This window comes from Pontibacterium granulatum (assembly GCF_029961155.1).
Lineage (GTDB): Bacteria > Pseudomonadota > Gammaproteobacteria > Pseudomonadales > Balneatricaceae > Pontibacterium > Pontibacterium granulatum.
In genome coordinates, this window is sequence record NZ_JASBRH010000005.1 from 20467 (window position 1) to 33257 (window position 12791).

The following is a 12791-nucleotide window of genomic DNA, read 5'->3' on the forward strand; positions in this document are numbered from 1 at the left end:
CTCAATGAGTTCTCGCTTTGAGAGTGTCATTAAGCCCTTCATCGCTATTCTATGACGTGGGTAATACGATGATTACAGTGGTGCGACATAAACTTATAGTGAGACGCCGTTCTACCGGCACTGGCCAATAAGGCGCATAGCTGATTGTGGGATGTCAATTTACTGCTCCTGTCGTCGGTTTCACTTCGCCTGATGCACTGCTATACCTGAATAGAGAAGTAGTCATATCTCTTGAACCCGTCAGGAGCGATCAGGAGGCATTATGAAAACCCAGATTACCGAGCTGGTGGAAAGACTGCGTGCCAGCGGCGAGGATGCCGGACCGCACTGTGATCTCTCAAGCTCGTCTGTGAAAAGTGTAAAAGCACCTATTCCAACGGAATTGTACGATCAGTTAAAAACGATGGCGTTGGTTTATAATCAGGATCTCAATTGCATTGCCGGTGAATTGCTGGAAGTCGCGATGAAAGAAGCGATGGATTGCTTGACGGATGATGAGTTGGACCAGCTCGAAACCGTGCGCAAAGCGGTGGCGCAGGAAGAGGCGCAGCGGCATATGGAGGAGCAGCGCTACGACGCTGGATGTACCTAAGTTCACATAAACTGCTTACAACAGGCGCAGTGCGAGGAAAGCAACTGCGCCGTTGCGCGTTAATCTGTAAGTTCTTTCATCAGGGCCGGGCGGAAGTACAGCATGCCAATCACAGGTCCGGGTAGCAGCAGAAGAAACAGCCACTGATCCGCAAGGCTTGTCGCAAACCACTCCACCACCTGCAGACTGATAATCGAAATACTGAATCCGATGCAGTTCACCATTGTGAGGGCTGATCCAGCCAGATGGCTAGGTGCGTTCACCGCGTTCAATGCTGAAAACTGTGGTGAATCGCCTGCAACCGTAATACCCCAAACCAGCAGGGCGAACAGAAATGCTTCCAGTGGCAGCAGAAAGATCAGAGGCGACAGCAGACAGCAAAGACCAGAGACAGTGAGCTGGATCCCCGCAACAGGTGCAGGCCCGATACGTGGCGTTAGCAGCCCACCACCCGCACAGCCAAGTGCGCCGGCCCCGATGATCAGGAAGCTCCAGAAGGAGATTGCGAGGGAATCCACCTGATGCCACTGTTGATACGCGACCAACCACACCGGTACGAAAGCCCAAAATGTATATAGCTCCCACATGTGGCCAAAATAACCGCAGGCTGAGGCGCGAAAGTCAGGTGAACGAAACGCATCCATAAGTGCCTTCGGGTGAAGTTCCCCCGAAACGGGGCGATTGGGGCCGTCGCCCAGTAACAGCCAGATAATAAGGCCACCTAAAACAGAGGCGACGGACGTTGTCTGGATGACGACTTGCCAAGGCCAATCCTGTCCCAGGGCCCTTACAAAGTGAGGAAATGCGGTGCCCAGCACCAATGCGCCTACCAGAAAACCCAGCGCTAATCCCAATCCCTTTGGATACCAGCTAACCGCGATCTTCATACCCACCGGATAGATGCCAGCCAGGAAGAAACCGACCAGAAAGCGCGCGATTAAAATGGCTTCGTAGCTCTCGGTAAGCCAGATCACACTGTAGTTGGCACCGGCTGACAGTAGTGCACTGATCATAAATACGCGGCTGGGGAGGAAGCGATCAGCGATGGCGAATGCAGCAAAGACAAAGGTTCCAACAATAAAGCCCAGTTGTACCGCGATTGTGATACCTGCAGGTGTCTGTTCCTGACCCAGCATCTGGGCGAGAGACGGGAGAACCGCATTCACTGCAAACCAGACGGACGTTGCTAAGAGGCTGGTCAGTGCCAACAGTGGCAGGACATGAGTTGGGGGGCGGTAATTACTGAGAGAACGGTCCATGCAAGCGAAGTCCTGTGCAAAATGTCAGGTAATGTACAAGGTTAGCCTAAACAATCAGCGTGATATCGTCGCTGGTAAATTGATGTTGTAAAGGAAACTGTACACATGAGGGGCCTTCAATTGGAAGCGTGTGATCGGTTTAAAAATTCACACTGTGTAAGTCATTGTTTATCAGTTAAATTGTCGGAGTTTTGCAGGAACTCGGCAAGAAAATCCAACGGTTTAGCAAAATACTTCCAACTGTGTCACCAGGTTAACACTAGCTTTCAGGTATGCATGAATCATCATGTATAAACAGCCAGGGGCTCGTATTCAAATATCAGTAGGAATTCATGAGCTTCTGGTCAATCACCTGAAGGGGCGCTTATGGGGCTGATCGCTATGATGCTCATACAGTACCTGTCCCTAATACTGGCAACTGTATTTCGTAAAAAAGGGTCTCACGGATCGGGAAAACCGCCAGTAGGCAAAAACAATCAGCGCATTGCGTTGGGCAAAGTGATGCCGGGCGCAGCGTTTGAGCGGATGCTGTATTTTGAAAACCCCACCGACCACCAGCTTAATGTTGAGAGTGTTCAGCTCACCCCTCCACTTGTTGCTCGCTGCCTGACCCGCACTGTTGATCCCGGTGGTTTGGGCCACTTCATTCTTACCGTCGACAATGAGCAGGTTGTCGGTGACTACAAAGGCCAGGTACGGATCTCATTCTACGAGGCATTGGACCCCGCCGACTACTTCATCGACGCCTACTTTGTTCCGGCTGTGGAATTTAAACCCCATCCCGCCTTCTTTGTAGGTACTGATCTGGGGCAGACGGAGCGAGCCACAATAGAGGTGATCAACCATCGTCCGAAACCGCTTCTGATCTCCGGGATTCAGCACGACAGTGAGCGTTTTGACATGAGTGTCGAAACACTGGTTCCGGGTCAGCATTACGAAGTCACCCTCACGCTATCGGGCGAGTTACCAGGAGAGAAGTTGAGTGAGTCCGTTTATCTGCTAACAGGGAAAAAGGGCAAAAAAGGTATGAAGTTGCTCGCCAATACCTGGATTCGTGAGCGGGTGTACGCGATGCCCGAGGCGCTGGATATGGGGCGCTTGCCTATATTTGTCACGTTGGACGCGCGTAAAGTCGCTGCGTTTTCCCAGACGTTGATGGTGTATAAAAAGGGATGTAGCGATTTCAAAATTACCGTCAGCACCGATGTAAATTATATCGACATACTTTCAGAGCGAGGGGCAGACGGAGATCGGTACAGGCTGACTGTCGCATTGATTCCGGGTAAAGCGCCGATCGGCAATTACAGTGGCAACGTGTTTATTTGCACCAATGACGAAAAGATTAAATCGCTGACGATACCCATCAGGGGAAGCATATTCGAAAGCGATCGCCGTAGTGATGGTGAGCGTCGCGGAGACAACGACCGTCGTACAGACAACGATCGGCGTAGGCGATAGGGGCAGCGTTGGCCACCCCTTCGTTGGATCAGCCGAACGGGCGTACGCCAATCAGAATTACGTGCAGGTGTAACGCAAATACCGCATACAGCACCAACCCTACCACGACGGCGATGACGTCGTTAAGCTTGCTGTCCGGCAGTTGTGGCAGCGGGCGCTTAGGTCTGTTTTTCAGTGAGAAGCGTACCAATCCCGCCCACAGCAGGAAGCTGCCAAACAGTATAATGTCCGCAACCCGTCCGTTCACCAGCAGGTGAGAGAGTGCCCACAGTTTAGTAGCAACCAGCATCGGGTTTTTAGCAATATGCTGAATGCGGCACGGCAGGTAGGTTGCGATCAGCAGAATAAATACCGGCAGCATCAGCAGTGCCGCCACATGGCTCATCCAAATAGGCGGATTGTATAGAAATTCAGAGGTCAGGCGCGCTTCGCCATAACCTTTGATAATCAGCCAGAAACCCACCAGAGAAACCAGTGAATACGCAGCTTTCCAGCCCAGTTCACCAATACGCCGTACGTTTCTGTCACGCCACTCATGGTTTACCACTGAAACCATATGAGGGCCGAAAAAGAGCAGTAGTCCTACAATCAGCAAAGCCATGATCGTTATCCTTGTCCTAAATTACTCATGAGATAGCTACAGATGCATTGTAACAGCGATAGTTCACAGTTCGGTTGCAGATTGCTGTACGGGTTTTGTGTCGTTGGATCGATTCCAGTAACATCGAAATAATTCTAACTTGGAGCGTAAACGATGCAGATTGAAACGGCAGCCAAGCGGCTGGCAGAGCTGGGCCATGTGACGCGTCTGGCGATATTCCGCCATCTGGTAAAAGGCGGAAAGCAGGGCGTGCCGGTTGGTGAAATCCAGGCTGCGTTGGATGTGCCAGGCTCGACTCTGTCGCACCACATCACGCGTCTGATTAATGTGGGTCTGGTGGTCCAGCGTCGTGAAGGCCGTACCCTCTATTGCATACCGCAATATACCGAGCTGGATGAGTTGATCGACTATCTGAAAGAGGAGTGTTGTGTAAATGGATGCTCCGAACCTGAAAAGACGTAGCCGGTTCGTTGAATGAGATGCTCAGGGCAGGGAGGCTGACCGGTCCGTAGGGGTAGCGTGAATATGACGGACAGACCAGCCTCCTGCAACTCGGTTAATCTATTTTCTAAATCCCGGGTCTTCTTACCTCAGATCCGTTTATCCCAGACCCTGTTATCCCAAATAAATCAGCGGAATCAATGAGTTCCACAGGAACACGGTGAGTGCGCGCAGTGTAACCAGGGTCACCAGCCCCACCGTCAGTATTGACATACAGAACAGGAAGCCTCGCTCTTCCGGTATCCGCATAATCACCGGTACACCGGTAAAGAGCAGGTAGGTGCTGTAGATCAGCCCGACCATACCCGCAACTACACAGAACCACAACGTTGGATACAGACCAGCAAGGCCGGCAACCAGTAAGGGTGTTGCAGTGTAGAGGGTAAGGTTCATACAGCGTTCCAGTGACGCTTCACCGCCGTAGGTATGTTCCATCCAGTGAATGGCAACGCCAACCACCAGCAGTGAGATGCAGAGCGCAATGTAAAACGCTGTTGCAGATAGCAGTGCGCTGGCGAAGCTCAGGCGTACTGCGTCTCCAGACAGGCTCAGGCTCCAGCCAATCTGGGTTGTACCAATCAGTAGGGATACTGGGGGGATCAGGGCTAGCAGTGCTAGCGTGATCAACGCTTCGTTTGAATCTTTGAGTTTTTCATCCCGGATATGCTTCATGGCAATGCTGGGATGGTAAAAGATCTCCGACATTGTTTTTATCGTCATGATGGCACCTCTCGTAACGATATTTTGTTGATCATAAGCTCAACAATAGTCCGCATTCATACGTGCGACCAGCCCAGCTGGATTAGATCTGCCCAATTTAACGATGTTTCATGTTGGGTCGCATCTATATCTATTTGATTCATAAAGATAAGAAGATCCCTCAATTGACAGCGTCCAATACGGTCAGTATCGTTCGCTCCAGATCTGGTCACTTTGTGATTCTAAGCAGAGTGTTAAATGGGAAGTCGGTGCGGCTCATGATAAAGAGCTAATCCCGACACTGCCCCCGCAACGGTAGATCGGTTAAGTCGTTTTCAGATGCCACTGTGCGTAAGCATGGGAAGGTGAAGCGATGGAGCACAAGCTCACCGATGAGTCCGGATACCAGCCCGATCGGGAAATGTTCAAGGTGTTGCGGAGGGCTTCACCGAGCGTCAGTGCAGTGATGCACAATTGTTGCTTATCCTCCCCAACTCCGCCTGTTTTTGCTTTATCAGACGGAGAATATTCGTGTTTAAACAGCTTAGCGTATCGCTAATTGCTGCCGGTTGCCTGTATGCAGGTGCTGCGCATGCGCATTTTCAGATGGTGTATACCCCGGATCTATTGTTGGATCGTGGGGGTGAAATTACCCTGAAAACCCCGTTCACTCATCCTGCTGCCAGCGGACATGTGATGTCTGTTGATCAACCCGAAGCTTTTTACCAGATCCGCAAAGGCAAAAAGACCGATCTGCTGCCAGCCCTGAAAGCGATTGACTGGTCCAGCGCGCAAAGTACGGGGCCCGCCTATGAAGCGGAGGCGCGTTTGCGTGGTTTGGGCGACAACATCTTTGTTTACAAAGCGGCCCCATATCTTGAAAAGGCAGAAGATAAATACATCCAGCAGATCACCAAAACCATCGTTAACGTAGGCGGCCTGCCGACTCAGTGGAACGAAGAGTTTGGCCTGGAAGCCGAGATTGTACCCCTCACTAAGCCCTATGCGATCTACGAAGGTGGCACGTTCACCGGTGTGGTGAAAAGCGACGGTAAACCGGTACCGTTTGCAGAGATCGAAGTGGAGTACATCAACTACGAGCCTGATCTGGCGCGTAACAAATTCAACTCAACACCGACCGTCACCCCCCCTGCTGACGCGTTTGTCACTATGACGATGTACGCCGATGCCAACGGTACATTCACCTTTGGTCTTCCGAAGGCGGGCCAGTGGGGCTTCTGTGCTCTGGGGGTGGGGCCGGTGAAAAAGCATAAAGGCAAAGAACTGTCTCAGGATGCTGTGATCTGGGTTCAGGCCCATCCCATCAAATAAGAGGGTGTAAGCCATGCATATTGTTGATGGAGCGTTGTCCGGACTTGTTCTGGCTTCCGGTGCTGCTTTAGCCGCCGGTGGCGTCGCGTACGGCCTGAAAAAACTGGATTACGACCACCTGCCACAGGTAGGTGTGCTTTCGGCGGCATTTTTCGTTGCGTCCTACATTCACCTGCCGGTGGGATTTTCCAGTGTACACCTGATTCTTAACGGGTTAATCGGCCTGGCCCTTGGCTGGGCCGCTTTTCCCGCACTGCTGGTTGCCTTGGTGTTACAAGCAGTGTTTTTTGGGTTTGGTGGCTTTCTGGTGTTGGGTGTAAATACTTTCAATATCGCGCTGCCCGCTGTACTCATGTTTTACCTCTGTCGCCACGGTATCACCGCTGCATCACCTAAGATCGCCGGGATCTGGGGCGCAGTGGGTGGAGCCGGGGCCGTTGCGCTCACCACATTTATGGTTGCGGGAAGCCTCGCCTTGTCCGGCGAAGCATTCTGGCTGGCAGCGAAAGCCACACTGATTGCCCATATCCCTGTGATGTTGGTTGAGGGTTTTGTGACGGCCGCCGCGGTATTGTTGATCCGCAAGGTGAAACCGGAATTCCTGAATATTTCTGAGGATTGGCAGGATGCGTAACTCCGTTCTGTTGGCGTTGGTCCTTAACGCTGCCCTGAGCGTTCCGGCGTTTGGCCACAACGTGGTGGGCGGAGTCTATGCAATTGGCAACACCATTGAAGGTGAGGTGGGCTTTTCCAACGGCGATATGGCCAAAGCGGGCATCGTGGTCCAAGTGCGTAACGCGACCGGTAACCTGATCGGTGAAAGTGTGATCGAAGATGAAGGGCTGTTTGCCTTCGATGCGACAAAACGCATCGACCACTACTTTTATGCAGACCTGAGTGCTGGGCATGTTTTGGAGTTAGTGCTGCCAGCCGATGAGTTGCCAGCGACATTGCCAGGTGGCTCTGCACCGATCACCAAGTCGAGCGTCGCAGCCAGTAGCGCATCGATGAAAGGCGTTGATCAGGTGGCATTGGAGCAAATGATCGAGAAGGCCGTGGCTAAACAAGTGAAACCCTTGCGTAAAGAGTTGGCCGCTTACAAAGAGAAAGCCAGCTTACAGGACGTGTTAGGCGGTATCGGTTACATCTTTGGTCTGGTTGGACTCGGAATCTGGCTGCGTCAGCGTAAGCAGGAAAAGAATCGTGCCTCAGTTTCTTGAGCACAGCGGTACCAGCTGGAAGGGGCAGCGACTGAAACACGCTCAGTCGCCGATCGATCGTATTGATCCGCGGGTACGTGTGATTGTGGCCTTTCTGTTTGCGTTGGTGGTTGTGAGCTCGTCTCGGTTCAGTGTGTTGTTGGCTGGGTTGGGTACAGCGCTGTTGTTGGCGGGTTTGGCTCATCTGAATTTCAAACGCACGTTGCGCCGGGTGGTCGCGATGGACATGTTCATGATCTTTCTGGTCATCATGCTGCCCTTTACCACGCCGGGTGAAGCACTGTTTACCCTGGCCGGGATTCCGGCAAGCACAGAAGGGATGATGCATGCATTCCAGATTGCATTGAAAGCCAATGCGGTTGTGCTGTGTCTGCTGTCGCTGGTTGGAACCATGAGTGCCACAACCTTAGGGCATGCGCTTGCGCGACTGCATGTGCCGGACAAACTGGTGCACCTGCTGCTATTTACCGTGCGTTATCTGGACGTGATCGGTCAGGAATATAAACGGATGCGTCGGGCGATGCAGGCGCGGGCGTTTGTACTGCGCTCCGACCGCCACACCTGGTGCTCAATTGGTTATTTGGTGGGGATGCTACTGGTGCGCTCACTTGAACGTTCAGAGCGGATCGCGGATGCGATGAAATGCCGTGGTTATAACGGACGCTTCTACCTGTTGGATGAGATGGTGCTGACGCGGCCCGACTTTGTATTTATTCCACTTTGCACGCTGGTTCTGGGTGCGTTAACCGGACTTAGTTTTATATGACGGCGTTAATCGAAACCCGCAAGCTGTTTTACCGGTACTCGCGTCGTGGTGTGGTGTTGGACAAGGTGGATTTCACACTTTACCCGGGTGAGCGAGTCGCGCTAACCGGTGCCAATGGCGCGGGTAAAACCACGTTTTTGCATCTGCTGGTAGGTCTGAAGAAGGCTAAGGGCGGTGAGGTCCATGCTTTTGGTCAGTTGCGAAACGAAGAGAAAGCGTTCGTTGAAGTGCGCGCGCGGGCAGGCTTTCTGTTTCAGGATCCCGACGACCAACTGTTCTGTCCAACTGTGTTGGAGGATGTAGCCTTTGGTCCGCTCAATCTGGGTAAGTCCCGCGATGAGGCGTTGCAGCTCGCGAGGGAGACTTTGGCATCTCTGGGAATGGAAGGTTTCGAAGAGCGTGTGACCCATCAACTCTCGGGCGGTGAAAAGCGGATGATCACCTTGGCTTGTGTGCTGGCGATGAAACCGGATGTACTGTTGCTGGATGAACCCAGCAATGCGTTGGACACCGAGGCACGCAGACGTTTGTTGGACACACTTAAATCCTTGCCCCACGCGATGATCATTATTTCCCATGATGATGAGTTCCTGAGAGAGCTGGAAACCCGGCGGGTTCGTCTGTCGGATGCCACGCTGGTTGAAGAGTCTATCCAGCAAGGTGTAGCGGTGATAACTGATGCAGAGGTCGCGTAATGACTGAGCTTCATTTTCCGTTTTCTGCGGTGAGCGGACAGGATGAGTTTAAACTGGCCTTGATCCTTGCCGCTGTAAACCCGGCCATCGGCGGGGTGGTGATCAGCGGCCCTCGCGGGTCAGCGAAATCCACGCTGGCACGGGGACTCGCAGATCTATTGCCCGTAACGGAATCCGAACAGGCGCCCGAATTCGTTACCCTGCCGCTGGGCACCAGCGAAGAGATGTTGCTGGGCACGCTGGATTTGCAGCGTGTGTTGGACGATCAAAATGTCGCGTTTCGTCCCGGCTTGTTGAGCAAAGCGCACGGGGGCGTGCTCTATGTGGACGAAGTCAATCTGCTGCCAGATCATCTGGTCGACCAGCTTTTAGATGTTGTTGCGAGTGGTGTGAACCGCGTGGAGCGCGACGGTATCAGCCACCGCCACCCGGCTCGCTTCTTGCTGATCGGAACCATGAATCCGGAAGAAGGGGAGTTACGTCCCCAGCTGCACGACCGATTCGGGCTCTGTGTGGAGTTGGACAATCAATACAGCCCGCAGGAACGGGTTGAGATTGTGAAGTCCCGTGAAGACTTTGATCGTAATCCAGCAGGGTTTTGTGGTCAGTATGCTGATGAGCAGGGAGAACTCCTCGACAGGATAGGTAATGCGCGTCTTTGTCTGAAAGACGTTGTCTGCAACGATGATTTACGGCTGGAGATTGCCGAACGCTGCAGCATTGCTCAGGTTGATGGGCTGCGCGCAGATATTGTTTGGTGCCGAGCAGCACTTGCTCATGCAGCGTGGTTGGGGCGCAACCAGGTAACAACCCACGATATCGATGCGGTCGAATCCCTGGTGTTGGCTCATCGGCGTAAATCGCCTGTGGAGAATAATCCAAGGCCGCCAGCGCCGCCGTCACCTCCACAAGGTGGTTTTAAGCGGCCAGAAGCTAGCCATCGTCCGCAATCCAAGCAGCAAAACAACTCAAAAAGTGAGCGGGAAGGTGACTGGGGCAGTATGGCGCCGCAACAACAGCGAAGTGGAGCGCTTGATTCTTTTGACGCAACCGCGACTAACTCCCCTAACCTGGCGGCTGCGAATCAGGTAGTTTCCGATCTGGCAGGGCGCACGCCGGGGCAGGCAGCGAAGGGCAATCATCGCAGTGCTAGAGATAGCCACAAACCTCACTGGTTCACCACTCTGGTCGCCAACACCGGTATCTGGCCACCAAAAGCGCTGAAATTCCAGAAAGTCCGTGCAGGTCAGTCTTTCCTTCATCTGGTGCTATTGGATACCTCGGCTTCTACGCTGACACAGGGGCCTGAATCAATGGGAAAAGCTGCTGTACTGAAAATTGCTGAGCAGGCATATCTGCAACGTGAGCAGTTGTCGATTTTTGGTTTTGGTAACGGCCAGGTCGAGAACCTGCTGCCAAAAGTACGGGCGCCAAAAGAGCTGAAGAACTGGCTAGACAGCCTGCCAGCGGGAGGTGGAACACCGATGCGTGCTGCGCTGGAACAGGTGCAAAGCTACTTGAGCAAAGCGACCAGACAAAACCCGGCACTAAAGATTCGTACCTACATCATCACCGATGGTCGAACCAGCGCCCATCTTGATGATGTTGCGCTACCCGGAGAAACCGTGCTGATCGACATCGAACAAAGTGCAGTTAAACGTGGGCGTGGTGCGCAACTGGCTGTAGAACTCAATGCGCAATACCTGCCGCTACCGGCCGTATGATCCAGGAGCAACGAATATGACGATGACCCATCAAGAACGGATGGCGCGTAAGAAGGAAGTGATCGACGCACGAATCGCCAAGGCGACCGAGGAGCGTGGCGTGCTGATCCTGCTGAAAGGCAACGGCAAAGGTAAAAGCAGTTCCGCGTTTGGCACCATGGCACGTGCAGTTGGGCATGGACAGCGCGCTGCGGTCGTTCAGTTCAGCAAAGGACGCCTGGAAACAGGTGAATACAAGCTGTTTAAGGATCATCCGCAGATCGATTGGTACGTGATGGGGCACGGTTTTACCTGGGAAACCCAGGACCGTGACCGGGACACTGAAGCAGCGGAGAAGGCCTGGGCGAAGGCGCAAGAGATCCTGCAGGATGATCAGTATGGCATCGTGGTGTTTGACGAAATGAGCTACATGTTTAAGTACAAGTACCTGGCGCTGGAACCGGTACTGCAAGCGCTGCAGGCACGCCCAACGATGCAGCATGTAATCATCACCGGTCGTGTTATGCCGGATGGCTTGGTGGAGATCGCCGATACCATCAGCAGCATCCGTGACGAAGGACACGCGTTCCGTAAAGGTGTGAAAGCACAGGCGGGGATCGAATACTGATGGCAGACCAACCGCAATCCGCCCGCTGCCCGGCGTTGTTTCTGGCCGCACCCAGTTCCGGTGCCGGTAAAACCACCATTACCGCTGCACTGGCGCGTAACTTTCGCCAGCAGGGTAAGGTGGTACGTGTCTTTAAGACCGGTCCCGACTATCTCGATCCGCAGATTCTGGCGCAAGCTTCCGGGGAACCGGTCGAGCAACTGGATATGTGGATGGCCGGTGAGGCCTACTGCCAGCAGAAACTGTACGAAGCCGCCTTGGAAGCCGACCTGATCCTGGTTGAAGGTGTGATGGGGATGTTCGACGGTGAACCGTCCAGCGCCGATCTGGCCGCGCGCTTTAGCATCCCGATGGCGATTGTGATGGATGTAAAAGGGATGGCGCAGACTGCCGCAGCGGTTGCGTTGGGTCTGGCCAACTTCCGTGATGACATTACCGTGGCCGGTCTGATTGCTAACAGCTGCGGTACCGAACGTCATGCTCAGCTGATACGCGATGCGTTGCCGCCAGAATTACCGTTGCTGGCGACCTTACCACGTGATCCTGATGTGGCACTGCCCGAGCGTCACCTGGGCCTGGTCCAAGCGGACGAGGTGCGCGAAGAGCTGGAACTGCGCTTCAACCGAGGAGCTGAGTGGATTGACGGAAATGCGATCACTGAGTTGCCATCCGAGGTGGAGTTTGCCAGCGCAGAGGTTAAACCAGCTGAGCCGCTACTAAGTGGCAAACGGATCGGCGTAGCTAAAGATGCCGCGTTCAGCTTTATCTATGACGCCAACCTGCGCCTGCTAACCGAAATGGGTGCTGAGTATCACTTTTTTTCGCCCCTCACCGATTCTGAATTGCCGGATGTGGACGCGCTCTGGTTACCGGGCGGATATCCGGAACTGCATGCGGCGCATCTGAGCAGCAATAAGCCGATGCTGGAGGCGATCCAGGCGTTCCATCGACAGGGGAAACCGGTATTGGCGGAGTGCGGCGGATTTCTGTACTGCCTGCAGACGCTGACCGACCTGGAAGAGCAGCAATACCCGATGGTCGGTTTGTTGACCGGTCATGGTGCGATGCGCGGCAAACGTGGCTGTCAGGGTATGCAGACAGCGCAACTGCCGGAAGGTGACGTCCGTGCCCATGCCCACCACCGTTCCCGTTGCTTTGCTATGGACGAACCGATTGCTCATGGCAAACGTCAACGCCACCCCGCCCCCGGGGAACCGATCTTCCGTGACGGCAGTGTAACCGCCAGTTACCTGCACCTGTTTTTCCCATCCAATCCAGCAGCGATTGCAGCGATTTTCAGTGGGCAGTTTGAGAAATGTGGAGCGCACACCGAATAG

The 12791-nt window shown here is 53.6% G+C and carries 14 protein-coding genes and 1 riboswitch; of the genes, 11 read left to right on the forward strand and 3 right to left on the reverse strand.

The window, feature by feature from the left end; translation table 11 throughout:
* The first annotated feature begins 262 nt into the window (after positions 1-262).
* The gene (locus QKW35_RS06195; protein WP_282351517.1) at positions 263-592 is read left to right on the forward strand and encodes a hypothetical protein; all 330 of its coding nucleotides are present in this window, start codon (positions 263-265) and stop codon (positions 590-592) included.
* A 59-nt stretch (positions 593-651) separates the two neighbouring features.
* Here QKW35_RS06195 and QKW35_RS06200 read toward each other — a convergent pair whose 3' ends face one another.
* Positions 652-1851 carry an MFS transporter gene (locus tag QKW35_RS06200; protein WP_282351519.1) on the reverse strand — a complete coding sequence of 400 codons (1200 nt, stop codon included), beginning with the start codon at positions 1849-1851 and terminating at the stop codon, positions 652-654.
* A gap of 381 nt (positions 1852-2232) precedes the next feature.
* Here QKW35_RS06200 and QKW35_RS06205 point away from each other — a divergent pair, with 381 nt between their 5' ends.
* Complete coding sequence (locus tag QKW35_RS06205; protein ID WP_282351521.1) at positions 2233-3309, forward strand: hypothetical protein; 1077 nt, start codon at positions 2233-2235, stop codon at positions 3307-3309.
* A gap of 28 nt (positions 3310-3337) precedes the next feature.
* Here the strand turns inward: QKW35_RS06205 and QKW35_RS06210 are convergent, their stop codons facing one another.
* A complete protein-coding gene (locus QKW35_RS06210; protein ID WP_282351523.1) occupies positions 3338-3910 on the reverse strand; it encodes an NnrU family protein in 573 nt (190 codons plus the stop codon).
* A 153-nt stretch (positions 3911-4063) separates the two neighbouring features.
* Between QKW35_RS06210 and QKW35_RS06215 the strand changes: the two genes are divergently transcribed.
* On the forward strand, positions 4064-4372 hold the full coding sequence (locus QKW35_RS06215; protein ID WP_282351526.1) for an ArsR/SmtB family transcription factor: 309 nt from the start codon (positions 4064-4066) through the stop codon (positions 4370-4372).
* A gap of 153 nt (positions 4373-4525) precedes the next feature.
* Here QKW35_RS06215 and QKW35_RS06220 read toward each other — a convergent pair whose 3' ends face one another.
* Positions 4526-5131, reverse strand: a complete 606-nt coding sequence (locus tag QKW35_RS06220; RefSeq protein WP_282351528.1) for a Yip1 family protein — start codon at positions 5129-5131, stop codon at positions 4526-4528.
* A 188-nt stretch (positions 5132-5319) separates the two neighbouring features.
* A riboswitch (cobalamin riboswitch) is annotated at positions 5320-5538 on the forward strand.
* A 103-nt stretch (positions 5539-5641) separates the two neighbouring features.
* On the opposite strand from QKW35_RS06220, the gene QKW35_RS06225 reads away from it, so the two are divergent.
* The 8 genes from QKW35_RS06225 to QKW35_RS06260 are packed head-to-tail and all read left to right on the forward strand — an operon-like array spanning position 5642 to position 12791.
* A complete protein-coding gene (locus QKW35_RS06225; RefSeq protein WP_282351530.1) occupies positions 5642-6442 on the forward strand; it encodes a DUF4198 domain-containing protein in 801 nt (266 codons plus the stop codon).
* A 13-nt stretch (positions 6443-6455) separates the two neighbouring features.
* A complete protein-coding gene (gene cbiM / locus QKW35_RS06230; protein ID WP_282351532.1) occupies positions 6456-7076 on the forward strand; it encodes a cobalt transporter CbiM in 621 nt (206 codons plus the stop codon).
* Positions 7069-7662, forward strand: coding sequence for a hypothetical protein (locus QKW35_RS06235; protein ID WP_282351534.1), 594 nt, complete (start codon positions 7069-7071; stop codon positions 7660-7662). Before cbiM ends, QKW35_RS06235 begins: the two co-directional genes overlap by 8 nt.
* Positions 7646-8428, forward strand: coding sequence for a cobalt ECF transporter T component CbiQ (gene cbiQ, locus QKW35_RS06240; RefSeq protein WP_282351538.1), 783 nt, complete (start codon positions 7646-7648; stop codon positions 8426-8428). Before QKW35_RS06235 ends, cbiQ begins: the two co-directional genes overlap by 17 nt.
* Positions 8425-9123 (forward strand): energy-coupling factor ABC transporter ATP-binding protein, encoded by a 699-nt coding sequence (locus tag QKW35_RS06245; RefSeq protein WP_282351541.1) that lies wholly within the window; start codon positions 8425-8427, stop codon positions 9121-9123. Before cbiQ ends, QKW35_RS06245 begins: the two co-directional genes overlap by 4 nt.
* Positions 9123-10847, forward strand: coding sequence for an ATP-binding protein (locus QKW35_RS06250; protein ID WP_282351544.1), 1725 nt, complete (start codon positions 9123-9125; stop codon positions 10845-10847). The genes QKW35_RS06245 and QKW35_RS06250 overlap by 1 nt, the downstream gene beginning before the upstream one ends.
* 16 nt (positions 10848-10863) lie before the next feature.
* Positions 10864-11454, forward strand: coding sequence for a cob(I)yrinic acid a,c-diamide adenosyltransferase (cobO, locus tag QKW35_RS06255; RefSeq protein ID WP_425607991.1), 591 nt, complete (start codon positions 10864-10866; stop codon positions 11452-11454).
* Positions 11454-12791: a cobyrinic acid a,c-diamide synthase CobB gene (locus QKW35_RS06260; RefSeq protein WP_282351546.1), complete on the forward strand. Its 1338-nt coding sequence runs from the start codon at positions 11454-11456 to the stop codon at positions 12789-12791. Before cobO ends, QKW35_RS06260 begins: the two co-directional genes overlap by 1 nt.

Bases quoted from the DNA above. Each gene is read 5' to 3' on its own strand.
- QKW35_RS06195 (WP_282351517.1), top strand. From the start codon at position 263: ATGAAAACCCAGATTACCGAGCTGGTGGAAAGACTGCGTGCCAGCGGC.
- QKW35_RS06200 (WP_282351519.1), bottom strand. From the start codon at position 1,851: ATGGACCGTTCTCTCAGTAATTACCGCCCCCCAACTCATGTCCTGCCA.
- QKW35_RS06205 (WP_282351521.1), top strand. From the start codon at position 2,233: ATGATGCTCATACAGTACCTGTCCCTAATACTGGCAACTGTATTTCGT.
- QKW35_RS06210 (WP_282351523.1), bottom strand. From the start codon at position 3,910: ATGGCTTTGCTGATTGTAGGACTACTGCTCTTTTTCGGCCCTCATATG.
- QKW35_RS06215 (WP_282351526.1), top strand. From the start codon at position 4,064: ATGCAGATTGAAACGGCAGCCAAGCGGCTGGCAGAGCTGGGCCATGTG.
- QKW35_RS06220 (WP_282351528.1), bottom strand. From the start codon at position 5,131: ATGACGATAAAAACAATGTCGGAGATCTTTTACCATCCCAGCATTGCC.
- cbiM (WP_282351532.1), top strand. From the start codon at position 6,456: ATGCATATTGTTGATGGAGCGTTGTCCGGACTTGTTCTGGCTTCCGGT.
- QKW35_RS06235 (WP_282351534.1), top strand. From the start codon at position 7,069: ATGCGTAACTCCGTTCTGTTGGCGTTGGTCCTTAACGCTGCCCTGAGC.
- QKW35_RS06245 (WP_282351541.1), top strand. From the start codon at position 8,425: ATGACGGCGTTAATCGAAACCCGCAAGCTGTTTTACCGGTACTCGCGT.
- QKW35_RS06250 (WP_282351544.1), top strand. From the start codon at position 9,123: ATGACTGAGCTTCATTTTCCGTTTTCTGCGGTGAGCGGACAGGATGAG.
- cobO (WP_425607991.1), top strand. From the start codon at position 10,864: ATGACGATGACCCATCAAGAACGGATGGCGCGTAAGAAGGAAGTGATC.
- QKW35_RS06260 (WP_282351546.1), top strand. From the start codon at position 11,454: ATGGCAGACCAACCGCAATCCGCCCGCTGCCCGGCGTTGTTTCTGGCC.